The organism is Frigoribacterium sp. Leaf8 (assembly GCF_001421165.1).
In the GTDB taxonomy this organism is placed as follows: Bacteria; Actinomycetota; Actinomycetes; order Actinomycetales; family Microbacteriaceae; genus Frigoribacterium.
Genome location: NZ_LMKB01000005.1, coordinates 346,861 through 372,468 on the forward strand (window position 1 = coordinate 346,861; position 25,608 = coordinate 372,468).

25 protein-coding genes and 1 tRNA gene are annotated in these 25,608 nt (G+C 71.4%); 13 read left to right on the top strand and 13 right to left on the bottom strand.

Going from position 1 to position 25,608, the window contains the following annotated elements:
- Positions 1-10 precede the first annotated feature (10 nt).
- Positions 11-784 (bottom strand): alpha/beta fold hydrolase, encoded by a 774-nt coding sequence (locus tag ASL10_RS06365; protein WP_056045523.1) that lies wholly within the window; start codon positions 782-784, stop codon positions 11-13.
- 29 nt (positions 785-813) lie between these two features.
- Positions 814-1,953: an FAD-dependent oxidoreductase gene (locus tag ASL10_RS06370; protein WP_056045525.1), complete on the bottom strand. Its 1,140-nt coding sequence runs from the start codon at positions 1,951-1,953 to the stop codon at positions 814-816.
- Between the two features lie 164 nt (positions 1,954-2,117).
- Between ASL10_RS06370 and ASL10_RS06375 the strand changes: the two genes are divergently transcribed.
- The 3 genes from ASL10_RS06375 to ASL10_RS06385 all read left to right on the top strand — a co-directional run bounded on the left by ASL10_RS06375 (position 2,118) and on the right by ASL10_RS06385 (position 5,287).
- Complete coding sequence (locus ASL10_RS06375; protein ID WP_056045528.1) at positions 2,118-3,062, top strand: septum formation family protein; 945 nt, start codon at positions 2,118-2,120, stop codon at positions 3,060-3,062.
- Between the two features lie 99 nt (positions 3,063-3,161).
- Entirely contained in the window at positions 3,162-4,631 is a 1,470-nt protein-coding gene (gene cls, locus ASL10_RS06380; RefSeq protein ID WP_056045533.1) for a cardiolipin synthase, read from the top strand.
- A gap of 77 nt (positions 4,632-4,708) precedes the next feature.
- The gene (locus tag ASL10_RS06385; RefSeq protein ID WP_056045536.1) at positions 4,709-5,287 is read left to right on the top strand and encodes a DinB family protein; all 579 of its coding nucleotides are present in this window, start codon (positions 4,709-4,711) and stop codon (positions 5,285-5,287) included.
- Between the two features lie 143 nt (positions 5,288-5,430).
- Here the strand turns inward: ASL10_RS06385 and ASL10_RS06390 are convergent, their stop codons facing one another.
- Positions 5,431-6,717, bottom strand: a complete 1,287-nt coding sequence (locus ASL10_RS06390; RefSeq protein ID WP_056045539.1) for an Nramp family divalent metal transporter — start codon at positions 6,715-6,717, stop codon at positions 5,431-5,433.
- Between the two features lie 135 nt (positions 6,718-6,852).
- Between ASL10_RS06390 and ASL10_RS06395 the strand changes: the two genes are divergently transcribed.
- Entirely contained in the window at positions 6,853-8,238 is a 1,386-nt protein-coding gene (locus tag ASL10_RS06395; protein WP_056045542.1) for a hypothetical protein, read from the top strand.
- 8 nt (positions 8,239-8,246) lie between these two features.
- On the top strand, positions 8,247-10,244 hold the full coding sequence (locus tag ASL10_RS06400; RefSeq protein WP_056045544.1) for a VWA domain-containing protein: 1,998 nt from the start codon (positions 8,247-8,249) through the stop codon (positions 10,242-10,244).
- Here ASL10_RS06400 and ASL10_RS06405 read toward each other — a convergent pair.
- From ASL10_RS06405 to ASL10_RS06420, 4 genes are all read right to left on the bottom strand, one after another.
- Positions 10,213-11,016: an SCO1664 family protein gene (locus ASL10_RS06405; RefSeq protein ID WP_056045547.1), complete on the bottom strand. Its 804-nt coding sequence runs from the start codon at positions 11,014-11,016 to the stop codon at positions 10,213-10,215. The two genes, ASL10_RS06400 and ASL10_RS06405, sit on opposite strands and share 32 nt — an antisense overlap.
- Entirely contained in the window at positions 11,016-11,567 is a 552-nt protein-coding gene (locus tag ASL10_RS06410) for a DUF3090 domain-containing protein (RefSeq protein WP_056045550.1), read from the bottom strand. Before ASL10_RS06410 ends, ASL10_RS06405 begins: the two co-directional genes overlap by 1 nt.
- 33 nt (positions 11,568-11,600) lie before the next feature.
- Positions 11,601-12,323, bottom strand: coding sequence for a histidine phosphatase family protein (locus ASL10_RS06415; RefSeq protein WP_056045553.1), 723 nt, complete (start codon positions 12,321-12,323; stop codon positions 11,601-11,603).
- A 142-nt stretch (positions 12,324-12,465) separates the two neighbouring features.
- The gene (locus ASL10_RS06420; protein WP_056045556.1) at positions 12,466-13,323 is read right to left on the bottom strand and encodes an NAD(P)H-binding protein; all 858 of its coding nucleotides are present in this window, start codon (positions 13,321-13,323) and stop codon (positions 12,466-12,468) included.
- A 91-nt stretch (positions 13,324-13,414) separates the two neighbouring features.
- On the opposite strand from ASL10_RS06420, the gene ASL10_RS06425 reads away from it, so the two are divergent.
- On the top strand, positions 13,415-13,783 hold the full coding sequence (locus ASL10_RS06425; protein WP_082460238.1) for a helix-turn-helix domain-containing protein: 369 nt from the start codon (positions 13,415-13,417) through the stop codon (positions 13,781-13,783).
- Positions 13,784-13,799: 16 nt separating this feature from the next.
- On the opposite strand, the gene ASL10_RS06430 is transcribed toward ASL10_RS06425, so the two are convergent.
- Positions 13,800-14,213: a hypothetical protein gene (locus ASL10_RS06430; protein WP_056045559.1), complete on the bottom strand. Its 414-nt coding sequence runs from the start codon at positions 14,211-14,213 to the stop codon at positions 13,800-13,802.
- Between the two features lie 129 nt (positions 14,214-14,342).
- On the opposite strand from ASL10_RS06430, the gene ASL10_RS06435 reads away from it, so the two are divergent.
- Positions 14,343-15,743 carry an NAD(P)/FAD-dependent oxidoreductase gene (locus tag ASL10_RS06435; protein ID WP_056045563.1) on the top strand — a complete coding sequence of 467 codons (1,401 nt, stop codon included), beginning with the start codon at positions 14,343-14,345 and terminating at the stop codon, positions 15,741-15,743.
- Positions 15,744-15,796: 53 nt separating this feature from the next.
- On the top strand, positions 15,797-16,408 hold the full coding sequence (locus ASL10_RS06440; RefSeq protein WP_056045566.1) for a histidine phosphatase family protein: 612 nt from the start codon (positions 15,797-15,799) through the stop codon (positions 16,406-16,408).
- A 35-nt stretch (positions 16,409-16,443) separates the two neighbouring features.
- On the opposite strand, the gene ASL10_RS06445 is transcribed toward ASL10_RS06440, so the two are convergent.
- A complete protein-coding gene (locus ASL10_RS06445) occupies positions 16,444-17,112 on the bottom strand; it encodes a DNA-binding response regulator (protein WP_043592622.1) in 669 nt (222 codons plus the stop codon).
- A gap of 119 nt (positions 17,113-17,231) precedes the next feature.
- On the opposite strand from ASL10_RS06445, the gene ASL10_RS06450 reads away from it, so the two are divergent.
- Positions 17,232-17,513: a GlsB/YeaQ/YmgE family stress response membrane protein gene (locus ASL10_RS06450; protein WP_056047508.1), complete on the top strand. Its 282-nt coding sequence runs from the start codon at positions 17,232-17,234 to the stop codon at positions 17,511-17,513.
- A gap of 97 nt (positions 17,514-17,610) precedes the next feature.
- On the opposite strand, the gene ASL10_RS06455 is transcribed toward ASL10_RS06450, so the two are convergent.
- The 4 genes from ASL10_RS06455 to ASL10_RS06465 form a co-directional block, all read right to left on the bottom strand.
- Positions 17,611-18,288, bottom strand: a complete 678-nt coding sequence (locus ASL10_RS06455) for a DUF6766 family protein (protein ID WP_082460239.1) — start codon at positions 18,286-18,288, stop codon at positions 17,611-17,613.
- 5 nt (positions 18,289-18,293) lie between these two features.
- Entirely contained in the window at positions 18,294-18,419 is a 126-nt protein-coding gene (locus ASL10_RS16650; protein ID WP_255350786.1) for a hypothetical protein, read from the bottom strand.
- Positions 18,420-18,636: 217 nt separating this feature from the next.
- Positions 18,637-18,709: transfer RNA gene (locus ASL10_RS06460), tRNA-Val, on the bottom strand.
- A gap of 85 nt (positions 18,710-18,794) precedes the next feature.
- Positions 18,795-19,268, bottom strand: a complete 474-nt coding sequence (locus tag ASL10_RS06465; protein ID WP_056045573.1) for a peroxiredoxin — start codon at positions 19,266-19,268, stop codon at positions 18,795-18,797.
- A 264-nt stretch (positions 19,269-19,532) separates the two neighbouring features.
- On the opposite strand from ASL10_RS06465, the gene aceE reads away from it, so the two are divergent.
- The 4 genes from aceE to ASL10_RS06485 all read left to right on the top strand — a co-directional run bounded on the left by aceE (position 19,533) and on the right by ASL10_RS06485 (position 25,545).
- On the top strand, positions 19,533-22,277 hold the full coding sequence (gene aceE / locus ASL10_RS06470; RefSeq protein WP_056045578.1) for a pyruvate dehydrogenase (acetyl-transferring), homodimeric type: 2,745 nt from the start codon (positions 19,533-19,535) through the stop codon (positions 22,275-22,277).
- A 22-nt stretch (positions 22,278-22,299) separates the two neighbouring features.
- Complete coding sequence (locus ASL10_RS06475; RefSeq protein WP_056047511.1) at positions 22,300-23,511, top strand: CdaR family transcriptional regulator; 1,212 nt, start codon at positions 22,300-22,302, stop codon at positions 23,509-23,511.
- 106 nt (positions 23,512-23,617) lie between these two features.
- Positions 23,618-24,538, top strand: a complete 921-nt coding sequence (locus ASL10_RS06480) for an ACP S-malonyltransferase (protein ID WP_056045581.1) — start codon at positions 23,618-23,620, stop codon at positions 24,536-24,538.
- On the top strand, positions 24,535-25,545 hold the full coding sequence (locus ASL10_RS06485) for a beta-ketoacyl-ACP synthase III (RefSeq protein ID WP_056045584.1): 1,011 nt from the start codon (positions 24,535-24,537) through the stop codon (positions 25,543-25,545). Before ASL10_RS06480 ends, ASL10_RS06485 begins: the two co-directional genes overlap by 4 nt.
- Positions 25,546-25,608 lie beyond the last annotated feature (63 nt).

Genomic DNA, 25,608 nt, shown 5'->3' on the forward strand with positions numbered 1-25,608 from the left:
GCCCCGAGCGTCAGGAGGCGCGGGTCAGGTGGGCGAGCACCTCGCGGGACACTCCTCGCGAGCCCAGGCCGAGGTGGCCCGACCGGGGGTGCACGGCGAGCGTCGCGTCCGGCAGGCCGGCGACGGTCCGCGCCACCAGGTCGAGGGGGTAGAAACCGTCGGCGCCACCGGCCACGACGAGCGTCGGGGCCGTGACCTCGCCCAGGCGGTCGCCCACGTCGAACGAGTCCTCGGCGTCCAGCGTCACGACCAGGTCGTCGTGTCGGTCGCCGACGACGAAGTGGTGTGCCACCCGTCCGAGGCGCCGCAGGGCGTTCGAGGACGGGACGCCGGTGGTCGTCTGACCGAGCATCGCGGCCGAGGCACCTCTCGCGTCACCGGCCCGGAGGCGCTCGGCCGTGCGCTGCTGGGCCTCGCGCCCGGCCTCGCCCAGCCGGTGGGCGGAGGACACGAGGACCAGTCGACGGACGAGCTCGGGGTGGTCGACGGCCAGTCGGAGCGCGATGCTGCCGCCCGTCGAGGTGCCGACCACGTCGATCGGGCCGTCCGCGATCTCGGCCGCGGCCCGGGCCACGTCGTCGGCGAGGTCCTCCATCGTCGTGCCCTCGGGCAACCCGCGGCGACGACCGAGCGTCCACAGGTCGAGCCGCCGGACGAGCGGCGCCGTCTCGAGCCGCAGCAGGGTCCGGTCCCAGGTCGAGGGGTGGTGGCGACCGGGGCCGACCCCGGGCAGCAGGATCGTCGGGACGCCGCTCCCCCGGCGCACGAAGGGCAGGCCCGCCACGGTGCCCCTGGTCGTCGCGCTCCGGGGGCTCACGGCCGGCCCAGCCGCCGGAACCGCGCGGGGGCGTCGCCGCCCTCGACGAGGTCGACGAGGATCGACCCCACGAGAGGCGTGAACTTGAAGCCGTGCCCGGAGAACCCCGCCCCCACCACGACGGGGCCGACCCGGTCGAGCACGAAGTCCTCGTCGTCGGTGGTCGTGTACGTGCAGCTGATCGGGTCGGCGGTCTCGGCGTCGACGCCGGGCAACCACTCGCGGGCGTACCGCCGCAGCTGCTCGAGCTGCCCGGGGTCGGGTTCGAACGACCGGCGGTCGGGGTGCACGACGGGTCCGGCTCCGTGCCAGCCCGCCTTGACGCCCTCGCCCGGCGTGAGCATGCCGTAGACGACGCCCGGCCACCACGACTCGCCGGGTCGGTCGGGGTCGGGACGGTGGTTGACGCTCGGCCACACGGCCTCGGCGTCGGTCACGGTGAAGTGCGCCGGTTGCTCCTGGGTCACGGTGAGGCGGGGGAGGCGGACGAGGCCCCCGACGACGTCCTCGGTCCAGGCGCCCGCCGTCACCACGACCCGCCGGGCGACGATCTCGTCGTCCGCCGTGACGACCCGGACGCGCTCCGGCCCCTCGACGTGCAGGCCCGTGACCGGCGTCGACCAGCGCAGTCGCGCCCCGTGGGCCTCGGCCGCCCGGGCGAGGACCGTCAGTGCCTCGGCGGCCCGGATGCGTCCGCTGCCCGGCACGTGCAGCACCTCGGTCTCGAAGCGGATGCCCCGCCACCGCTCCCCCGCCTCGGCGGCGTCGACCAGTTCGCTGGGGACGCCCGCGTCGACGTGCAGGGCCCGCATCCGACGGAGCATCGCCGGGCGACCGTGGTTGACCACCCCGACGAGGTCGAGCAGCGGGGTGCCGGTCTCGTCGGCCAGCGCGTCCCACCGCCGCCGCGCCTCCTGCACGAGGGCGACGTAGTCGGCGTCGTCGTAGGCGACGTTGAGGTTCCGGGTCGCGCCGTGCGAGGCACCCCGGTGGTGCCCCTGTTCGAAGCGCTCGACGAGCACGACCTCGTGTCCGCGCGACGCGGCCTGCCAGGCCGTCGCGAGGCCCATGGCGCCGCCGCCGACCACGACCAGGTCGACGTCGACGCGGGACGGACTCGGCTGACCGGACGACATCCCCCGAGCATAGGAGGCGCGGTGCGGCGGCGCCCCCGGCTCACGCCCCGTGGCACGCCCGTCCCCTGGCCCGCCGACGGGGGCTGCTGTGGCCGGGCCGCGTGCCGGTAACATCCCTCGACGGCCGCCACGGGACGCGGCTCGCGCAGCAGCAGGGGGAACTCGTGGACCGACCAGACGACCGGACGACGACCGAGGGGGCCTCGGACGCGACCCCCGTGTCCGTCGTGGCCGAAGGACTCGTGCAGCGGTTCGGTCCGCTCGAGATGCGCGTCCTGCCGAGCGACTACCCCGCCGGCGCCGTCGGGGTCCCGGGAGCCGGCCACCCCGAGATGCTGCGCGTCCGGCTCGGCGCCACCGAGTTCGTCGACCTGGGGCACGACGGATCGCACTGGTTCGCGGTGCCCCTGCGCATCGACGCCTCGGGGCCCACGCCCCTCGAGCAGCGGCGCCGGGACCCCCTCGGCGTCGGGGTGGGCGAGGAGACGTCCGTGGTGCTCGACGCGGCCTCGGCCATGGTGCGACGGTGGGCCGCCCTGGTCCCGCCCGCGTCCCGTCTGGGCACGGCCTGGCCCACACCGCAGGCGTTCGCGTCCGGTGCCGTCGCGGGTGCCCCGGCACCGAGGCGACGGCGGGGCGTGCTCCTCGGCGTGCTGGGTGCGGTGGGCGTCCTCGCCTTCGGCGGGATCTGCTTCGCCCTCTACCAGGCGAACGGGGGCGAGGGAGGCGTGATCGAGACCGGTTCCGAGCTCGTGAGCGAGCTCACCACCGGGGACTGCTTCGACATGACGGAGGGGATCGACGACGAGTACCAGACGTTCGTCGACGTGACCGCCTGCGGCGAGGTGCACCACTTCGAGGTGTTCGCCGAACCGGTCCTGGACGACGAGGCGTTCCCCGGCGACGACGAGGTCGGGCAGCTCGGCGACGACGCGTGCTTCGAGGTCTTCGACGACTACGTCGGGTCCGCCTGGGAGGACTCGGCCCTCGACTACGGCTGGTTCACGCCGACCGAGGACACCTGGGCCACCGGCGACCGCGAGGTCACCTGCTACCTCGCGACCGCACCCGAGGGCGAGTCGGCCAGCCTGGCGGGCAGCGGGCGCTGACCTGCGGGGCGGGCAGCGGGCGCTGACCTGCGGGGCGGGGTCGAACCGGCGAAACGAACGGGGCGGCCCCGTCCCCCGTCGACCTGCGATGATCGGCGGATGACCTGGCGCAAGCTCCTCAAGGCGTTCCCCACCGTGATCCTGGTGGTCGACATCCTCATCAGGATCGTGTCGGTGGCGGTCGTGCCGCGCAACCGGCGACCGAGTTCGGCCATGGCGTGGCTGCTGGCGATCTTCGTCGCCCCCATCCCGGGCAGCGTCCTCTACGGTCTCCTGGGCAGCACCAAGCTGCCGAAGGACCGGCGGGACAAACAGCGCGAGATCAACTCGCTCATCCTCGAGAACACGCAGGGTCTCGACAACCGCGTGCCGACCGACACCCAGCCGCCGTGGTTCGGGACGGTGGTCCAGCTGAACCGCACGCTCGGTGCCATGCCCCTCATCCCGGGCAACACGACGCGGCTGCTGCCGGACTACGCCGGATCGATCGCGGCCATGACCGAGGCCGTCGACGCGGCCGAACGATACGTGCACGTCGAGTTCTACATCTTCACGCGCGACGAGTCGACCTTCCTCTTCTTCGACGCGCTGAAGCGTGCCCACGACCGTGGCGTCAAGGTGCGGGTGCTCTACGACCACTGGGCCACGATCCGCAACCCCCAGGGCCGGGTGACGCGCACCTGGCTCCGCGATTCCGGCATCCGTTTCGAAGAGATGCTGCCGTTCCACCCCACGAAGGGCATGTGGCGCCGACCCGACCTGCGCAACCACCGCAAGATCGTCGTCGTCGACGGCGACGTGGCGTTCACCGGCTCGCAGAACATGACCGACCCCAGCTACAACAAGCGCGGCAACATCCGACGCGGCCTGCAGTGGAAGGACCTCATGGTGCGGCTCGACGGTCCCGCCGCCATCGGCCTCAACGCACTCTTCATCACCGACTGGTACAGCGAGACGGACGAGTTGCCGACGGACGCCGGGGCCGAGCCGCCCGTCGAACGACGCGGGGGCGACGACGCCTACGAGTGCCAGGTCGTGCCGAGCGGACCCGGGTTCGACGGGGAGAACAACCTCCGGTTGTTCAACGCCCTGGTCTACGGCGCGCAGGAACGCCTCATCATCGCGAGCCCCTACTTCGTGCCCGACGAGTCGATGCTCTACGCCATCACCACCGCGGCGGAGCGCGGGGTGGACGTGCAACTCTTCGCCTGCGAGGTCGCCGACCAGTTCCTCGTCTACCACGCGCAACGCTCGTACTACGAGACGCTGCTGCGGGCGGGGGTGCGGATCTTCCTCTACGAGAAGCCGATCGTCCTGCACTCGAAGCACTTCACGGTGGACGACGACGTGGCGGTGATCGGCTCGAGCAACATGGACATGCGGTCGTTCAGCCTCAACTTCGAGGTGTCGCTCATGGTGCGCGGAGCGGGCTTCGTCGACCAGGTCCGCGAGGTCGAGGCGGACTACCGCGCGAAGTCGCACGAGATCACCCTGGCGAGCTGGCTGACGAGGCCCGCTCCCCTGCAGGTGCTCGACAACGTCGCGCGCCTCACGGCGGCGGTGCAGTAGGTCCGCCGTCTCCGGGCGGCCCGGCCAGGGGTGGTCGGCCGGTGGACGGTCGACGCCCTGAGGGGCAGAGTGTCGGCATGGACCAGAAGGAACACCTCAGCCGGTACCTGACCCGTTCGCGCGACGACCTGGTGCGCAAGCTCGACGGACTGTCGGAGTACGACGTCCGTCGCCCGCTGGTGCCGAGCGGCACCAACCTGCTCGGGCTGGTCAAGCACGTCGCCACCGTGCAGCTCGGCTACCTCGGCGACGTCTTCGGGCGACCGAGCGGCATCGAGACGCCGTGGTTGACCGACGAGAGCGAACCCGAGGCCGACCTGTGGGCGACACCGGACGAGAGCCGCGGCTTCGTCGTCGACCTCCTGCAGCGGTCGAACGCCCACGCCGACGAGACCGTCCGGGCGTTGCTGCTCGACGCGCCCGGTGACGTCTCTTGGTGGGGACCCGACCGCCGTGCCGTCACGCTGCACCAGATCCTCGTGCACCTGACCGTCGAGACCGCCCGGCACGCCGGCCACGCCGACGTCGTCCGCGAGTTGATCGACGGCGGCCTCGGCAACGGCCCCGCCGACCCGAACGTGCCGGACCGCGATGCCGACGGATGGCGACGACACCACGACCGCGTCGAGGCCGCCGCCCGCGCCGCAGGTCACTGAGCGCCCCGCGCCACCGTCCGCCACGGGCCCGCGTGCGCCTGACCCGTGACGTCGGCAATTCCTGCCTCCCGGCGCGAGACCGGCCTGACCGCCCCGCGGGCGGCCCGTACCGCCGCAGGGACCAGGAGTTGCCGACGCGCGGGTCAGGCGAACAGCTTGCCGACCTCGGTCACGAGCTGCTGCGCACCCAGCACGACGAAGAGCACGGCGCAGATCCCCATGAGCGAGTTGCTCACCCACCGGCTGCGCCACTCGGCCGGCGTGCGTGACGAGTTCAGCAGCCAGAGCAGGGTGATCGCCAGGAACGGCATGAAGAGCGCCCCGAGCACGCCGTAGAGCACGATCAAGCCGATCGGCCGGTCCAGGAAGAGGATCGCCATCGGAGGAACCGTGAGCCAGACGACGAAGACCCGGTAGTAGAGGCCGCCGATGCGGCGTCGGGGGTCGTCCGCGTCGAGACCGCGAAGGGTCCCCACGAAGTCGGCGAACATGAGCGACACGCCGTTCCACACGCCGAGGATCGACGAGAACGAGGTCGCGAAGAACCCGATCAGGAAGAACCAGGTCATGAAGGTGCCGTAGCGCTCGCCGAGGACGGCCGCGAGCTGGACCAGCCCCCCTTCTCCGTCGGCCAACGCGATGCCGCCGGAGTACAGGAGCTCGGCCCCGACCACGAGCATCGCGAGGACGAAGACGCCGCTCACGACGTAGGCGACGCCGTTGTCGAGTCGCATGACCTTCATCCAGCCCGGACTGTGCCAGCCCTTCTCGCGCAACCAGTAGCCGTAGGCGGCGAGCGTGATGGTGCCGCCGACCCCGCCGGTGACGCTGAGCGCGACGACCAGCCCGTTCTCGGGGATGGTCGGCACGAGACCGGCCGCGAGTTCGCCGAGGTTCGGCAAGGTGACGATCGCCGAGCCGACCACCGTGACGAACATGAGGCCGACGAAGAAGGCGATGACCTTCTCGAAGAACGAGTACTTGCCGAACCACACCATGACGCCGCCGAGCACGCCGGCGCCGATCGCGAACACCTTGAGGTCGACCCCCGGGAAGAGCGCCTGCAACGGCAGCGCGGTCGAGCTCATCGCGGCGGCCCCGTAGACGAAGCCCCAGACGACGACGTAGACGCCGAAGTACACGCTCGTCCAGCGCCCGAGCGATCGCCACCCCTCGAAGATCGACCGCCCCGTGGCCAGCGACCATCGCCCGGCGCCCTCGACGAGGGCGATCTTGACGACGACGCCCACGACCACGGTCCAGGCGAGGGCGTAGCCGAAGCGGGAGCCCGCGACGAGGGTGGCGACGAGGTCTCCCGCCCCGATGCCGGTGGCCGCGACCACCAGCCCGGGGCCGATGACGCGCCATCTCTTCGTCGAGACGGGGGTCGTGAGGTCGGGTGTCCGGAGGGCGTCGTCGTCGGCAGCCATGTCGGCCAGTCAACCGGCTCCGACGAGAGGCGACCACCGACGCGCGACGGATGTCGTCGAATCGTGACGTCTCGGCAAGCTCGCAGGAGGCGCCCCTCGCCAGGTCCGGGTCGGGAGCGTAGCGTCACCGGGGTGATGCCTCCCTCCGCGAGAACCGTCGGCGAACTCAGGCGCTCGGGGCACGTCCCCAAGCCCCTCCGCACCGAGATCCGAGACAACCTGCTCGACGCCCTGCGCGAGGGACGTGATCCCTGGCCAGGACTCCACGGCTTCCGGTCCACGGTCATCCCGCAGCTGGAACGGGCCTTGATCGCGGGCCACGACATCGTCCTGCTGGGAGAGCGCGGTCAGGGCAAGACCCGCCTGCTCAGGACGCTCGCCGGTCTGCTCGACGAGTGGTCCCCCGTGATCGAGGGGTCCGAGCTGGGCGAGCACCCGTTCGAGCCGATCACGAGCGAGAGCCGCCGTCGCGCCGCCGAGCTCGGCGACGACCTGCCCGTCGCCTGGCGGGGACGCGACGAGCGCTACGTCGAGAAGCTGGCGACGCCCGACACGAGCGTCGCCGACCTGATCGGCGACGTCGATCCGATGCGGGTGGCCGAGGGACGCAGCCTCGGCGATCCCGAGACGATTCACTTCGGGCTCATCCCCCGGGGCCACCGCGGCATCGTCGCGGTCAACGAGTTGCCCGACCTCGCCGAGCGCATCCAGGTGGCGATGCTCAACGTGATGGAGGAGCGCGACATCCAGATCCGCGGTTACGTCCTCCGCCTCCCGCTCGACGTGCTCGTCGTGGCCAGCGCCAACCCCGAGGACTACACCAACCGCGGGAGGATCATCACGCCCCTCAAGGACCGCTTCGGTGCCGAGATCCGGACGCACTACCCGGCCGAGCTCGCCGACGAGGTCGCGGTCGTCCGTCAGGAGGCCGACCTCGTCGCCGAGGTGCCGGACCACCTCGTCGAGATCCTGGCGCGCTTCACGCGCGCGCTCCGCGAGTCCCCCTCGGTGGACCAGCGCAGCGGCGTCAGCGCCCGCTTCGCGATCGCCGGAGCCGAGACCATCGCGGCCGCCGCCCTGCACCGCGCGACCCGACAGGGCGAGGACGAGGCCGTGGCACGACCGATCGACCTCGAGACGGCCGTCGACGTGCTCGGCGGCAAGATCGAGTTCGAGTCCGGAGAAGAGGACCGTGCCGAGGAGGTCCTCGAGCACCTGCTGCGGACGTCCACCGCCGAGACCGTCCGTGCCCACTTCCGCGGGCTCGACTTCGACGGGCTCGTCGACGCCCTCGAGTCGGGTGTCATGGTGACCACCGGTGAGCAGGTCACCGCCCGGGAGTTCCTGGCCGGTCTGCCCTCGCTCGGCGAGGACGACCTCTACGACCGCGTCGCCGAACGGCTCGGCGCGACGACCGACGGCGGTCGGGCCGGCGCCGTCGAGTTGGCGCTCGAGGGCCTCTTCCTGGCCCGACGCGTGAGCAAGGAGAGCGGCGACGGTGAAGCGGCCTACGGGTTCTGAGGTGCGACGTGGCTAGGGCGAACCGTCGCCTGCACCGGGCCGCGCGCTACCAGAGGTACGCCGACGGGCCCGACCCGCTCGCGCCTCCTGCCGATCTCTCCGAAGCACTCGACGCCGTCGGACGGGACGTCATGGCGGGCACGAGCGCCGAGGCGGCGCTCCGTGAGTTCCTCCGGCGCGGTGGTCGCGACCAGACCGGTCTCGACGACCTCGCCCGCCGGGTCGCGGAACGTCGGCGGGCCCTGACCCGCGACCACCACCTCGACGGCACGCTCCACGAGGTCCGTGAGCTCCTCGACCGGGCCCTACGGGCCGAGCGCGCCCAGCTCGCCCGGGACGTCGACCTCGACGACGGCGACCGCGCGCTCGCCGAGCTCCAGCTCGACAGCCTTCCGCCGTCCCCCGCCGGCGCCGTCGCCGAGCTGTCGGAGTACCGGTGGCAGAGCCGGGAGGCCCGGGACGCCTACGACGAGATCAAGGACCTGCTCGGTCGCGAGATGCTCGACCAGCGCTTCGCGGGGATGAAGACCGCCCTCGAGAACGCCTCGGACGCCGACCGCGAGGGCGTGGCCGAGATGCTGCGCGACCTCGACGACCTGCTCGACGCCCACGCCCGTGGTGACGACACTCCCGAGCAATTCGACGACTTCATGGCGAAGCACGGGGCGTCGTTCCCCGAGCAGCCGGGCGACGTCGACGCGTTGATCGACGCCCTGGCCGCTCGTGCGGCCGCCGCCCAGCGCCTCCGCAACTCGATGACGGCCGAGCAACGGGCCGAGCTGGACGCCCTGGCCCAGCAGGCCTTCGGCTCCCCCGACCTGATGCAGTCCCTCGAACGGCTCGACGGCACCCTGCGTGCGCTCCGACCAGGGCAGGACTGGAGCGGCTCCGAGGGCATGGACGGCGAACAGGGCCTCGGGCTCGGCGACGGCACGGGGGTCTTCCAGGACCTCGCCGACCTCGACGCGCTCGCCGAGCAGCTGGCCCAGCAGTCGAGCGGCTCGTCGCTCGACGACGTCGACCTCGACGCCCTGCGCCGCCAACTGGGCGAGCAGGCCGCCGTCGACGCCGCGGCCCTGCGGCGGCTCGAGAAGGCCCTCCGCGACTCGGGTGCCCTCCGCCGCCGGGCCGACGGCACGCTGGCCCTGACGCCCCGGGCCATGAGGCAGCTCGGCAAGGACCTGCTGCGCGACGTCGCGGCGAAGATGTCGGGACGAGCGGGGAGGCGCGAGTTGCGGTCCGCGGGAGGCCTCGGCGACCGCTCCGGCGCGAGTCGTGAATGGGCCTTCGGCGACACCGAGCCGTGGGACGTCACCCGGACGATCACGAACGCGGTCACGCGGACCGCCGCCGGGGGCGGCCGGACCGGCGGCGGGGTGCGGATCGAGATCGGCGACGTCGAGGTGCACGAGACCGACGCCCGGACGCAGGCCTGCGTCGCCCTGCTCGTCGACACGTCGTTCTCGATGGCGATGGAGGACCGCTGGGTGCCGATGAAGCGCACGGCCCTCGCCCTGCACACCCTGATCACGTCGCGCTTCCGCGGCGACGACCTGCAGCTCATCGGGTTCGGCCGGCACGCCGAGGTCATGCCGATCGAGCAGCTCGTCGCCCTCGACGCGAAGTGGGACAAGGGTACGAACCTCCACCACGCCCTTCTGCTGGCGAATCGGCACTTCCGCAAGCACCCGACCGCGCAACCCGTCCTGTTGATCGTCACCGACGGCGAGCCGACCTCCCACCTCGAGCCTGGCGGTGAGGTCTTCTTCGACTACCCGCCGCACCCCGTGACGATCCTGCGGGCCGTGGAGCAACTGGACGTGGCCCGCCGCCTCGGCGCGCACACGACGTTCTTCCGGCTCGGCGACGACCCGGGGCTCGCCCGCTTCGTCGACGGGATGGCGCGGCGGGTCGACGGCACGGTGACCGCCCCCGACCTGGACGACCTCGGGGCGGCCGTCGTCGGGTCGTACGTCAGAACACGGGCCACGGAACCGCCGGCATAGGACCGTGCGGCTCGGGGAAGACGGGCGACGCGAGGAGGCGCGCACAGCGGTCGTCGAGCGCCTCGAGTTCGTCCGACGTCACGAGCGGCGCGAGGGCCGTCCCCAGGCCACCGGACAGACCGGCCCGGACGCGCTCGACCCCGGCGAGTTCGTCGATGGTGAGCGGATCGCCGATCCAGCCCCAGAGCACCGTGCGCAGCTTGTGCTCGGCGTGGAACGTGAGGCCGTGGTCGACGCCGTGCCGCCGACCGTCGGGCAGCGCGAGCACGTGGGCGCCCTTGCGGTCGGCGTTGTTGACCACGACGTCGAACACGGCCATGCGTCGGAGGGCATCGGTGTCCTCGTGGATCAGGGCGACCGGCCCGTCGTCGCCCTCGCCCTCCAGCACGAGGCGCCACCCGTCGTCGGGCAGGTCGTCGACCGGGACGAGGTCGACGGCGTCCTGCTCCGGGTCGACGTCCTGCCAGAGCTGGACCATGCCCTCGCCGAGCGGGCCGTCGCGCAGCCAGGTGCGCGGGACGACGTCCCAACCCAGGGCCTCGGAGACGAGGTAGGCCGCGACCTCACGATCGGCGAGGCGACCGTCGGGAAAGTCCCAGAGCGGCCGTTCGCCGACGACGGGCTTGTAGATGACCGACACGTCGCCGAGGCGGGCCAGGAACGACGCGTTCGACGCCGTGCGGATGCGACCGGTGAGCTCGAGGTCGACGTCGTCCGGCGGAACGGTGGCGGACGCCTCGGGGGGAGCGTCCTCGGCCGACGCCGAGGACATCAGAGGTCGCCGGACAGGACGCAGACGTGGCCCTCGGGGTCGATCGGCTGCCCACAGAAGGGGCAGAGCGGTCGACCGGCCCCGACGATCTCGAGGGTCCGAGCCGCGAACGCCCTCGCCGTGCCGACGGGGATGCGGACGACCAGGACCTCGTCCGGCTCGAGCTCGGCCTCGTCGACGTCGGCGTCGTCCGCCACCTCGACCAGCGGGAACGCCTCGATGACGACCTGGGCGGTGGACGGGTCCCAGCCGAGGCTGAGCGCCCCGGCCCGGAACTCGGGCTCGACGGGCTGGTCGAGGGGCTCGTTGTCGACGAGCTCGACCGGGATGCCGGTGGGCACGCTGACCGGGTTGCCGTCGGCGGCCATCACCTGGTCGAGGATCTCGTCGATCTTCTCGGCGAGGGCGGCCGACTGCATCTTCTCGAGGCCGACGCTCGTGACCCGCGACCCGTCACGGGCCTGGAGGTAGAACGCGCGGGAGCCGGGACGGCCGATGGTCCCGACGACGACCCGATCCGGCCAGTCGAAGGTGTGGACGATGGAGGGCATGCCGCGAGTCTACGAGCGCCCCGCCGCCGACGCTCAGGTCGCGGGAGGCTCGTCGCCGACGGCGTCGCCGCCGGCCGGACCCGCGCCTCCCCCGACGGCGGCGTCGGCGGCGGGAGCCGCCTGCCGCAGCCACGAGAGGTCGCCCGAGTCCGTGTTCGTCGCGACGACGTCGGGGCGGTTCGGCCCGTAGCGCACGATCGACACCGAGGCCGGACCCACGGTGATGCGCTGGAACAGGTCGAGGTGCATGCCGTAGGCGTCGGCGAGGATGGACTTGATGATGTCACCGTGGCTGACGGCGACCCACACGGCGCCCGGACCGTGTTCGGCCTCGAACGCGGCGTCGTGCCGGCGGACCGCGGCGACCGCCCGGGACTGCATGGTCTGCAGCGACTCGCCGCCCGGGAAGACCGCGGCGGACGGCTGGTTCTGCACGACGGACCAGAGGGCCTCGCCCGCCAGGTCCTTGAGCGGCCGACCCTGCCAGTCGCCGTAGTCGCATTCCGTGATGCCCCGCTCGACGGGCGTCGCCGGCGTCCCGGTCTGACGGTCGAGGATCGCCCGGGACGTCTGACGGCAGCGTTCGAGAGGACTCGACACGACGCCGACGAGCGGCACGACGGCGAGCCGGTCGGCGGTCCGCCGCGCCTGCTCGCGTCCGACGTCGTCGAGCCGGACGCCGGCCGTCCGTCCGGCGAGCACGCCGCTCGCGTTGGCGGTGGTGCGTCCGTGTCGGACGAGGACGAGGGTGGCCATGCGTCGAGCCTAGACACCGGGACCCGCCGTCGACGCCGGACGCCGGCCGCTCGGCGCCGGGGAGGGGCCGACGAGGAGGCGCGGTGCCCGGACGACCGGAACCGCGCCTCCTGCGGGCTGCCGCCCCGGCGTCTCGGCGGGACTACGCGGTGGCGGCGGTGAGGGCCTCGACGAGCGGGGTCGTCGGACGGCCGATCAGGCGGGCGAGGTCGCCGCTCGTGTCGGCGAGCAGCCCGTCGCGGATGTTCCCGTCGAGCGCGACGACGAAGCCGACCGTGCCCTCGTCCAGGCCGAAGCCGCGCAGGCGCTCGGCGTGCTGCTCGGGCGTGAGCGACTCGTAGCGGACGGGTCGGCCCGTGACGGTCGTGAGCGCCTCGGCGAACTCGTCGAAGTCCCAGGCGTGGTCGCCGGACAGCTCGAAGGTGCGACCGGCGGTCGACTCGTCGAGGGCCGCGACCGCGGCGGCCTCGGCGTAGTCCCGACGGCTGGCGCTGGCGAGACGGCCCGCCCCCACGCTCGCGGCGACCACGCCGGAGTCGCGGGCGGTGGCGATCTCGCCGACGTAGTTCTCGGTGTACCAGCCGTTCCGCAGCAGCGTGACGGGCACGCCGGAGGCGGCGAGGTGCTCCTCGGTCGCCTTGTGCTCGGGCGCGAGGATCAGGGGCGAGGTCGAGGCCGCGAGGACGCTCGTGTAGACGATGCGGGCGGCACCGGCGGCCTTCGCGGCGTCGATCACGGCGGCGTGCTGCGGGACGCGCTGGCCCACGGCGTCGCTCGAGATCAGGACGACGACGTCGCCTGCGTCGATGACGGCCGCGATCGTGTCGGGTCGGGTGTAGTCGAGCTCGGCGGTGCGGACGCCGCGCTCGGCGAGGTCGGCCAGCTTCGAGACGTCGCGCGACGTGGCGATGACACTGTCGGGGGCTGCGCCGCGGGCGAGGAGGGACTCGACGACGAGGCGGCCGAGCTGACCGGAGGCGGCGGTGACGATCGTGGACATGGTGTTCCTTTCGGTTGCGTGCCTGGGACAACGACGACGATCCACCGGGACTTCCCATCTGCAGGTACGCACCTTTTCGTAAGCTACTGACGTGGACGTCGGAATCGTGAACCCTGCCCGCCCTGCACCCTCGAGTCGTTTCCCGGCGGAGTGCCCGAGCCGCGTGGTGCTGACCCACGTGACGAGTCGGTGGGGAGTGCTGATCCTGCTGGCGCTCGAACGCGGGCCGATGCGGTGGGGCGAGTTGCGACGCGAGATCGAGGGCGTCAGCGAGAAGATGCTCGCCTCGACCCTGAAGACCCTCGAGGCCGACGGCATCGTCCATCGCGCCGCCCAGCCGACGATCCCGCCGCGGGTCGACTACTCGCTGACCGAGCGCGGCACCGACCTGGCCGCCCGCCTCGTGCCGCTCATGGACTGGATTCTCGACAACGCCGACGAGATCGTCGCGGGCCGGTGAGCGATCGATCGACCGATCAGGACGACGCCCCCGCTGCCAGGTACGTGGACGCGAGGTAGGCCGTCGCACCCACGATGAAGACGACGAAGATCGGCATCGCGACCAGCAGGAACGTCCTCTCGCGGGGCGGGACGTAGGCACTCGACTTCCGCAGGGTCGACGCGAGCATCCCGACCCCGAGGCCGGGGAAGAGCAACAGCGCGAAGGTCGGCAAGGAGTGTTCGACGCCGTGTCGCCGGTACGGGGTGGTCGTCCACACCGGGACCTGGGTCCAGACGAACACGACCAGGCCGAGCGAGAGGACGATGCCGACGACGAGGGCCACGCGCATCCACCGGACGAGCACCCGACCCCGAGCGATGTCGTCGTCCGTGAGCGGCACCGTGCGGGGCGTGCCGTCGGGCCGGGTCGTCTTCAGGTCGATGGTCACGTGGTGATGCTAGCGAGTCGGGACGGACCTGTCTGCTCGTCCGCCTCGACTCGCCTGCACGGGCGTCCGCCCATCCGCAGCTGGTTGAGTTCGACCTGACGACCGACTCGACGAAGGGGCAGGCAGCACATGGGCATCTCGGAGAAGGACTACGACGTCGCCGTCATCGGCGCCGGTCCGGCGGGCACCGCGGCGGCCCTGCGCGCAGCCGAACTCGGGGCCCGCGTCGTCGTCCTCGAGGCAGGGCGCGAGGGAGGCACCTGCGTGAACACCGGATGCGTGCCCACCAGGGTGCTGGCGAAGACGGCCCGGCTGATCCGCGAGACCCGGCACGCGGACGTCTACGGCGTCGGCGTCGCTCCCCCGACGATCGACTGGGCGACGACCGTCGCGCGCGTCCGGGAGCGCGTCGACGCGGTGCGGTCGATCAAGCGGGAGGCCGAGCGGTTCGAGGCCGCGGGCGTCGAGCTGGTCCACGAGGGCAGGGCCCGGTTCGTCGACGACTCGACCCTCGTCCTCGACAGTGGGCGGACGATCTCGGCGGCGTCGATCCTGATCTGCGTCGGCGGTCACTCGCGCCGACTGCCGATCCCGGGCAACGAGTTGGCGACGGTCCCCGAGCACGTCCTCGACCTGCCGTCCCTCCCCCACCGGGTGGCCGTGATCGGCGCGGGCAACACGGGCGCACAACTCGTGACGGTGTTCGACGCGTTCGGCAGCGACGTGACGCTCCTCGACGTCGCCCCGCGGGTGCTGACGACGTCGGACGCGTCGATCTCGGAGGCGGTCTCCGTCGCGTTCACCGAGCAGGGCATCGACGTGCGCACCGGGATCGACGGCGTCGAGAGCCTCGCCCGAGCCGACGACGGCTCGATCACCCTGACCTGGCGGCAGGACGACGCGCACGCCCGGGCCGACTTCGACGTGGTCGTCATGGCCACGGGGTGGCCGGCGGACGTCGAGGACCTCGGCCTGGAGAACGCCGGGATCGAGGTGGAGCGCTCGTCCGTCCCCGTCGACCGGTACTTCCGGACCGTCGTCCCGCACGTCTTCGCCGTGGGCGACGCCAACGGCCGCGACATGCTCGTCCAGGCCGCCCAGTTCGAGGGGGAGGCCGCCGCCGAGAACGCCGTCCTCGGCGCCAACCGCCGCACGCCGCACCACCTCCTGCCCGCCGGTGGGTTCACCGACCCGGACTACGCCGGCGTCGGCCTCACCGAGGACGAGGCTCGCGAAGCGGACGAGTCGTGCGTGGTCGTCACGATCCCGTATTCGACCGTGGACCGGGCCGTGATCGACGACCGCGAGACGGGGTTCCTCAAGCTGATCGCCGACCGCCGTCGCGAGCTCGTGCTCGGTGCCCATGCCGTCGGTGAGAACGCCGTCGAGGTGGTCCAGGCGGTCACCACCGCCATGGCCGGCGGCGTCGACGTCGCCACGCTGGCGGAGGTGCGCTTCGCCTACCCCACCTACAGCGCGGTGATCGGGATGGCGGCCCGGGCCGTGCTGGCGGATCGCACCGCGCGCTAGGAGCCCGCGGGCGCCGTGGCACGATGGACGCTCCGCCCCGACCGAAAGCCACGATGCGCCTCCTCCTGATCCGCCACGGCGAGACCTCCGACAACGTCGCCCGCACCATCGGCTCGCGCCCCCCAGGCCCGCCGCTGTCCCCGCTCGGCCGCGAACAGGCCGCCGACCTCGGGACGGCTCTGGCGGGCGAAGCGATCGTCGCCGTGCACTCCTCGCGCCTGCGCCGGGCCGGTGAGACCGCCGCGATCGTCGCCGAGGGTCTCGGCCTCCCCCACCACGAGGTCGAGGGTGCCCACGAGATCGACGCCGGCGACCTGGAGGGTCTGCCCTACGCCGAGGCCCTGCCCCGGTACGCCGGCACCATGCAGCAGTGGTGGACCGACCCGGAGGCGCGCATCCCCGGTGGCGAGAGCGGCACCGAGTTCACGGCCCGGTTCCGCGGAGCGGTCGATCGGGTCGTGGCGTCGACACCGGCCGACTCGACCGCGGTGCTCGTCTCGCACGAAGCCGCCATCTGCGTCTGGGCGGCCGACACCGCCCGCAACCTCGACGCCGCGTTCAGTCGCACCCACGGACTCCGCAACACGGGGTCGGTCGTCCTCGAGGGCTCGACCGAGGCCGGCTGGGTCGCCCTCTCGTGGGACGGCGAACCCCTGGCGCACTGAGCCGCGCGTCCGACGGCCAGACCGCAGCGCGCCTCCTACGGGCCGCCGAGCCAGTGGTCGATGCGGTGGTGGTCCGGGCGGAAACCGTTCTGGACGCCCCACAGCACGGCTTGCGTCCGGCTCGTCGCGCCGATGCGTCGGTAGACCGACCGGATGTAGGACTTGACCGTGTTCGGGCTGAGGTAGGTGAGCGCCGCGACCTCGGCGTTGCTCTTCCCCTGGGTGATGAGGGCCAGGATCTCGGACTCGCGGTCGGTGATGCCCTCGCGGCGGCCGGGCCAGTCGAGGCCCGGTGCACTCGGCGCTCGCCCCCGCACCTCGCTGACGACCCGCTCGCCCCGGTGGACCGCCTCGAGCGCCTCGACCAGCTCGCGGGCACCGAGGGTCTTCGACAGGTACCCGTGCACGCCCTGCGCCAGAGCCGACTCGACGAGCTCGGGGTGGAAGTTCCAGGTGTAGACGACGACCTTGCCGGCCGCCGGGTTGGCGACCAGCTCGGCGAGCTCGTGATGGTCGGACTCCGGCTGGGCGAACGAGTCGTAGAGAACGACGTCGACCCGGTCGGACAGGGACGTCGTGGCGTCGATCTCGGCGACGACGACCCGGTCGCGGTAGCGGTCGAACATGTGGGCGAGACCGGCGAGCACGACGTCGTAGTCGTCGACGAGTGCGACGGTGATCGACCGGGTCGGAGCGAGGGGCATGAGGACACCATCCCACCCCGAGGGGTGTGCCGCCACACCTCCAGGGGTGGTCTGCTGGGTCCTGCGACACCACGGCACCGACGGTGCCGGTCGCCCATCTCTCCCGGAAGGAGAACACCATGATCGGTCTCATCATCAGCTTGCTCGTCGTCGGCCTCATCGCAGGGTTCATCGCCCGCGCGGTCGTCCCGGGTCGCCAGGGCCTCTCGATCGCCATGACGATCCTGCTGGGCGTCATCGGTTCGTTCGTCGGAGGGTTCCTAGGCTTCCTGCTGTTCCAGCACGACCCCACGGACGGGTTCTTCCAGCCCGCCGGCATCATCGGCTCGATCATCGGCGCGATCGTCGTCCTGGTCGTCTGGGTCGCCGTCTCGGGCCGCCGCGGCGCCGCTCGCCGCTGACCCCGGTCCCGGTCGGGGCGGCCGCGGACGGCCGCCCCGAGGGCATCGTCCTGCCGGCGGCAACCACTGCCCGCAGGACGGAACGACGACCTCGTGCTCAGGCGGACTCCTCCGCGCTCGTGGTGTGCGGTGCCCCGACGGGCTTGGACTCACTCGAGCCACGCTGGCGGAGGAAGATCGAGAACACGATCATCGCTCCGACCGCCAGGAACTCCGACTGCCAGTTCTGCAGGGTCCTGTTCCAGAAATCCGGGGACGTGACGTACTGGAGCCAGGTCTCGGGTGGTGCGCCGTGTTCCGCGTTCTCCTCGTTCGCGACCACGGTCCCGCCGAGGGACTGTGCGAGCCAGGACGACACGAAGAGGGCGCCCATCACCAACAGGAGCGAGTTCGAGTACACGAAGGATGCCCATCCGCCCCGGCGCGCCCACGCGGGCGACCCCGGCCGCGTGTGGTCTCCGACCGATTGTGCCTCGTCGCTGCCGACGCCCTCGTCCCCCGGTCGCTTCGACTCGGGCGACCCGCGTTGCACCAGCCAGATCGTCGCGGCGATGAACAGGAAGAACTGCAAGAACTCGGACTGCCAGTTCTCGGCCACGTCCACCAGGAAACTCGACGACGACACGAAGTCCCAGTAGGCGAGGGGCGGAAGACCGTGCACCGCGAGTTCCTCGTTGGTGGCGGCGAGGCCGGCGAACGACTGGCCCACGAGGGCGGCGACGAAGATCACGAGGAAGGCCGTGCTGAGCCCCTGGTCTCGGATGGCTCGACGCATCCTCGTCACCGAGCCGTCAACGGGACGGCGATCATCACGACGAGTCCTGCGACGATCACGCTCATCCACAGCCAGAAGACGGCGCGCATACCCCGCGTCGATCCGGCGTCGTCGTCCTGCTGATCGCTCACCTGGTCACCCTCCTCGACGGGAATCGCCACGAGGCAGTCCTACGTCACCGACTTCGCGGCGACAAGGGGCTTGCTTTCTCCTCCGGGTGCTGCCGTCGGACCGTCGCCAGCCACGCGCCGACGACGACGCCCGCAGGCGCGGCCCGACAGGGCGTCCGTGCCCCGACGGGCCGTGCGACCGAGGAGAACCGCGGTCGTCTGACCACCGTTCGTGAGGTGGGCCCTACCGGGCTCGAACCGATGACATCCACGGTGTAAACGTGGCGCTCTACCAACTGAGCTAAAGGCCCTCGCACCGGGACGAGCCGGGCGAGCGACTACAGGTTAGCGGGTGGATGAACGGACCCGCGCCTCCTGCGGTCGTGATCGCGGTCGTCAGGCCGAGACGGGGACGAGGAGGTCGAGCGCGGCGCGATAGTCGGCGAGCGAGCGCTCCTGGCCGGGCTCCGTGCCGAAGTGTTCGCGGATCACCCCGTCGACGTCGATCAGGAAGGTGGTGCGGGTCGCGAAACCCTTGTTCTCGAGGAAGACGCCGTACTCCTTCGAGACCTCGCCGTGCGGCCAGAAGTCCGCCAGCAGGGTGAAGTCGTAGCCCTTCTCCTCGGCGAAGGCGCGCAGCGTGGCCTTGGAGTCGACGGAGACGACGAGCAACTCGACGCGGTGGTCCTGGAACATCGCGAGGTTGTCGCGGAGGGTGCAGAGCTCTTTCGTGCAGGTGCTGCTGAACGCCAGGGGGAAGAACACCAGCGCGACGGGCTTGACGCCCCGGAAGTCGCTCAACCGGACTCGCTCGCCGAACTGGTTCGGCAGGTCGAAGTCGGGAGCCTGGATGGCGTTCTCCAAAGCCATGGGTGCGTTCCTTTCGCGTCGACCCGGGCGGTCGGCGACTGACACGATCGCCGATCCTACGCCTCACTCGTCGGTTTCCACACGGTGGCGTGGCCGGACGTTCCCAGCGCGTGCCGAGCCTGTCCCGGTCCGGGCAACTAGAGTGGGCTGGTCAGGCGGAGTGCGTCTCGGAACCCGGGCACGACGGGCCTGACATCTGTTTGTCCACTCCACGCGGTGGCCCTCCAAGAGACGGCTGCTCCACACAGATGATTGAGGTCAAGGGTGACGGTTAACGATCAGGACCCGTACACGGTCGACAAGGCCGATCGCGATCCCGAAGAGACCGCCGAGTGGCGTGAGTCGCTCGACGCTCTCGTGAAGGCGCAGGGTCACGAACGTGCCCGCGAGATCATGAAGAGCCTGCTCACCCGGTCGAGCGAGCTGCACCTGGGCGTGCCGATGGTGCCGAAGACGGACTACGTCAACACCATCGCCCCCGAGGACGAGCCCGAGTTCCCCGGCGACGAAGACCTCGAGCGCCGCTACCGCAAGTGGGTCCGCTGGAACGCCGCCATCACGGTGCACCGCGCCCAGCGCCCCGGCGTCTCGGTGGGTGGCCACATCTCGACGTACGCCTCGTCGGCCGCCCTGTACGAGGTCGGCAACAACCACTTCTTCCGCGGTCAGGACCACTCCGGTGGCGGCGACCAGGTGTTCTTCCAGGGCCACGCCTCCCCCGGCATGTACGCCCGCGCCTACCTCGAGGGCCGGCTCGGCACGGACCAGCTCGACGGCTTCCGCCAAGAGAAGTCGCACGCCTCGGGCGGGCTCAGCTCGTATCCGCACCCGCGCCTCATGCCCGACTTCTGGCAGTTCCCGACCGTGTCGATGGGCCTCGGTCCGATCAACGCGATCTACCAGGCGCAGGTCGCCAAGTACCTCACCAACCGTGGCATCAAAGACGCCAGCGACCAGCAGGTCTGGGCGTTCCTCGGCGACGGCGAGATGGACGAGGTCGAGAGCCGCGGTCAGCTGCAGGTGGCGGCCAACGAGGGCCTCGACAACCTGAACTTCATCATCAACTGCAACCTGCAGCGCCTCGACGGCCCGGTCCGCGGCAACGGAAAGATCATCCAAGAACTCGAGTCGTTCTTCCGCGGCGCCGGCTGGAACGTCATCAAGGTCGTCTGGGGTCGCGAGTGGGACACCCTGCTCGCGAACGACTCGAGCGGCGCACTGCTCAACCTCATGAACACCACGCCCGACGGCGACTTCCAGACCTACAAGGCCGAGAGCGGCGGCTACGTCCGCGACAACTTCTTCGGTCGCGACCCGCGCGCCCTCGAACTCGTCGCGGACTACTCGGACGACGACATCTGGAACCTCAAGCGCGGTGGCCACGACTACCGCAAGGTCTACGCCGCCTTCAAGGCCGCGACCGAGCACAAGGGACAGCCCACGGTCATCCTCGCCAAGACGGTCAAGGGCTACGGCCTGGGGCCGTCCTTCGAGGGGCGCAACGCCACCCACCAGATGAAGAAGCTCACGCTCGACAACCTCAAGCAGTTCCGCGACGAGCTCCGCATCCCGATCAGCGACGCCCAGCTCGACGAGAACCCGTACCTGCCGCCGTACTACCACCCCGGTCAGGACGACGACGCGATCCAGTACATGCAGGAGCGTCGTCGTGCGCTGGGCGGCTACGTGCCCGAGCGCCGGACCAAGTACACCCAGATCGCGGTCCCCGAGGCGAAGACCTACGACGTCGTCAAGAAGGGGTCGGGCAAGCAGGAGGTCGCCACGACGATGGCCTTCGCGCGGCTCCTGAAGGACCTGCTGCGCTCGCCCGACTTCGGCCACCGCATCGTGCCGATCATCCCCGACGAGGCCCGCACCTTCGGCATGGACGCGTACTTCCCGACGTCCAAGATCTACAACCCGAACGGTCAGCACTACACGTCGGTCGACCGCGAACTGCTGCTCGCCTACAAGGAGAGCCCGCAGGGACAGATCATCCACGTCGGCATCAACGAGGCCGGCGCGTTCGCGGCCTTCACGGCCGTCGGCACCTCGTACTCGACGCAGGGCGAACCGCTCATCCCGGTCTACGTCTTCTACTCGATGTTCGGGTTCCAGCGCACCGGTGACGCCATGTGGGCCGCCGGCGACCAGATGGCGCGCGGCTTCATCATCGGTGCCACCGCGGGTCGCACGACGCTGACCGGCGAGGGCCTCCAGCACGCCGACGGCCACTCCCCGCTGCTGGCGTCGACGAACCCCGCGGTCGTCTCGTACGACCCGGCGTTCGGCTACGAGCTCGGGCACATCGTCAAGTCGGGCATGGACCGCATGTACGGCACCGACGAGCACGGCAACGCGTCGCACTCGGACCCGAACGTCATGTACTACATCACCGTCTACAACGAGCCGATGGCCCAGCCCGTCGAGCCCGAGGGCCTCGACGTCGACGGTGTGGTGCGCGGCATCTACAAGCTCAAGGACGCCGAGAACCTGGGCCCCCGCGCCCAGCTCCTGGCGTCCGGCGTCGGTGTGCCGTGGGCTCTCGAAGCGCAGCAGCTGCTCGCCGACGACTGGAACGTCGCGGCCGACGTCTGGAGCGTCACGAGCTGGAACGAACTGCGCCGCGACGGCCTGGCCGCCGAGGAGCACAACTTCCTGCACCCGAACGAGGAGCCGAAGACGCCCTACGTCACCGAGAAGCTGAAGGACTCCGAGGGCCCCGTCATCGCCACGAGCGACTTCATGGCCGCCGTGCCCGACCAGATCCGCGAGTACGTGCCCGGCGACTACCTGACCCTCGGGGCCGACGGCTTCGGTTTCAGCGACACCCGGGCCGCCGCCCGCCGGTTCTTCAAGATCGACGGACCGTCGGTCGTCGTCCGCACCCTGCAGGCCCTGGCCCGTCGCGGCGAGGTCGACCCCGGTGTCGTCCAGCAGGCGATCGATCGGTACCAGCTGCACGACGTCACGGCCGGCACCAGCGGCACCGCCGGCGGGGAGGCCTGACGACCCCGTGAGCGCCGAGCGGGTGCCCGCATCGCCCCTGCAGCCGTCCGCGGCCACGAAAGAGCGCACGCTCGCGTGGCTGCGGACGGTCTCGGGTGAGTTGTCCACCGCGACCATCAAGCGCCTCGAAGAGACGCTGCCCTGGTACGGGGACATGCCTCCCGGGCGCCGCTCGGCGGTCGGGCTCGTCGCCCAGGCCGGCATCACCTCGTTCATCAGCTGGTTCGCCGACCCGCGATCCACCCCGTGGATCGCGGCCGACGTCTTCGGTTCGGCCCCGCGCGAACTGCTGCGCTCGGTCAGCCTCACGCAGACCCTGCAGCTCATCCGCATCACCGTCGAGGTCGTCGAAGAACGCGTCAAGGACGGCGACGACTCGCTGCGCGAAGCGATCCTCCTCTACTCCCGCGAGATCGCGTTCGCCTCGGCGGACGTCTACGCCCGGGCCGCCGAGGCCCGCGGCCTCTGGGACGCCCGACTCGAGGCCCTGGTCGTCGACTCGATCCTGAGCGGCGAGTACGACGACGAGTTGCCCAGCCGCATCGCTGCGCTCGGATGGCACGGGCACGGTGAGGTCGCCGTCCTGGTCGGCACGGCTCCGCGGATGCTCGACGTCGACATGCTGCGACGCACGGCCCGGCACCGGGAGGCCGACGTGCTCATCGGCGTGCAGGGCAGCCGACTGGTGCTCGTCATCGGGCGGGCCGATCCGCTCGACGAGGGCAGCGCCTCCTCGACCCACCCCAGCTTCACCGAGATCGCGCGTGCCCTCGAACCCGGCTTCGGTGACGGCCACCTCGTGCTCGGCCACGAGGTGCCGAGCCTCGTCGACGCCTCGAAGAGCGCCAAGGCCGCCCTCGCCGGTTTCGCGGTTGCACGGGCCTGGCGCAACGCGCCCCGCCCCGTCCTCGCCGACGACCTCCTGCCCGAGCGCGCCCTCGCCGGGGACCCGGTCGCACGGTCGACCCTCGTCAACCGCATCTACAAGCCCCTCAAGACGCACTCGACCGAGTTGCTGACGACCTTGTGGTGCTACCTCGACAACGGGCGCTCGCTCGAGGCCACGGCACGCGAACTCTTCGTGCACCCGAACACCGTGCGGTATCGCCTGAAGCGCGTCACGGACGTGATCGGCTGGGATGCGACCGGCGCCCGTGAGGCGCTGATCCTCCAGTCGGCGCTCGTGCTCGGATCGATCGCCGACCCCGAGGGCTCAGGGGTCCGACGCAAGTGACCGTCGGGCTGACCGCGAGGACGGCTGTGCGCTTCGACAACGTTCTCGCTCATCTTTGGTCGAGTTGCTACACCGCAGACCCTCGACTCATTGGCATGATGGTCCAGTGATCGTTGTCGTAGCGCCCGGTCAGGGCTCCCAAACTCCCGGTTTCCTCGACCCCTGGCTGGCCGACCCCGACCAGCGTGAGCTGCTGACGTCGCTCTCCGACGCGGCCGGCCTCGATCTCGTCGCCCACGGCACCACGTCCGACGCCGACACGATCCGCGACACCGCCGTGGCCCAGCCCCTCATCGTCGCGGCCGGCATCCTGACCGCCCGTGCCCTCTTCGGCCGTGTCGAGCGCTCCGCCGTCGCCGGCGTCGCGGGCCACTCGGTCGGCGAGTTCACCGCCGCGGCCGTCAGCGGCGTGCTGAGCGACCTCGACGCCGTCACGCTCGTCGCCGAACGGGGCCGGGCCATGGCCGACGCCGCCGCACTCGTCGAGACCGGCATGAGCGCCGTGCTCGGCGGTGACGAAGACGAACTGCTCGCCCGTCTCGACGCCCTCGGGCTCTTCCCCGCCAACTACAACGGTGGCGGCCAGATCGTCGTCGCCGGCGAGACCGCCGCCCTCGCCGAGCTGGCGGCCGACCCGCCGGCCAAGAGCCGCGTCGTGCCCCTCCAGGTCGCCGGCGCCTTCCACACGCGGTACATGGAGCCCGCCGTCGAGCGCCTCCGCTCCGCCGCCGTCTCGGTCACGGCCGCCGACCCCTCGACGACGCTCTGGACCAACCACGACGGCAGCACCGTCGACTCGGGCGCGCGCTTCCTCGAGCTGCTCGTCGGGCAGGTCTCGTCTCCCGTCCGATGGGATGCGACCATGCGATCGTTCGCCGACGCCGGTGTGACGGGCATCGTCGAACTCGCCCCGGCCGGAGCCCTGACCGGCCTGGCCAAGCGCGCGCTGAGGGGTGTCCCCTCGGTCGCCGTCAAGACACCCGACGACCTGCAGGCCGCCGTCGACCTCATCGAGGGAGCAGCATGACCACCCCCCAGCTCAACCAGACCACCGGTGCGCAGTTCACCCGGATCTACGCACTCGGCGCCGCCCGCGGTGAGAACGTGGTGCCGAACGCCGACATCATCGAGCCGATCAACTCCAGCGACGAGTGGATCCAGCAGCGCACCGGTGTGATCACCCGCCGCCGGGCAGGCAAGGACGTCAAGGTCGTCGACCTCGCCGAGACCGCCGCCAACGAGGCCATCGCCAAGTCGGGCATCCGCCCCGACCAGATCGGCGCCGTCCTCGTGTCGACCATCGGTGCCGGCGTCGTGACCCCGTCGGTCGCCTCACTGCTCGCCGAGCGCGTCGGTGCGAACCCGGCCGCCGCCTACGACATCTCGGCCGCCTGCGCCGGCTTCACGTACGGCATCGCGCAGGCCGACTCGTTCGTCAAGTCGGGCCTCGCCGAGTACGTCCTCGTCGTGGGTGCCGAGAAGCTCAGCGACGTCATCGACCCGACCGACCGCACGATCTCGTTCCTGCTCGCCGACGGAGCGGGTGCGGCCATCGTCGGCCCGTCCGACACCGCGGGCATCGGCCCGACGGTCTGGGGCTCGGACGGCTCGAAGTGGGACGCCATCGGCATGACCAACACCATGACCGAGTACCGCGAGGGTGCCGGCGAGATCCCCTGGCCGACCCTCCGCCAAGAAGGTCAGACGGTCTTCCGCTGGGCCGTCTGGGAGATGGCCAAGGTCGCGAAGGAGGCCCTCGAACGCGCCGGCGTGACCGCCGACCAGCTGTCGGCCTTCGTGCCCCACCAGGCCAACATGCGCATCATCGACGAGTTCGCGAAGCAGCTCGGCCTGCCCGAGTCCGTCGTGATCGGTCGCGACATCGCGACCACCGGCAACACCTCGGCCGCCAGCATCCCGCTCGCGACCCACCGACTGCTCGACGAACACCCCGAACTCAGTGGCGGTCTCGCGCTGCAGATCGGTTTCGGTGCCGGACTCGTGTTCGGCGCCCAGGTGGTCGTGCTGCCCTAGCGCGCCGCTGCCCACCCGACCGCGGGGCGCTGTATAGGCTTTACCCCGGTCACAACGACACCC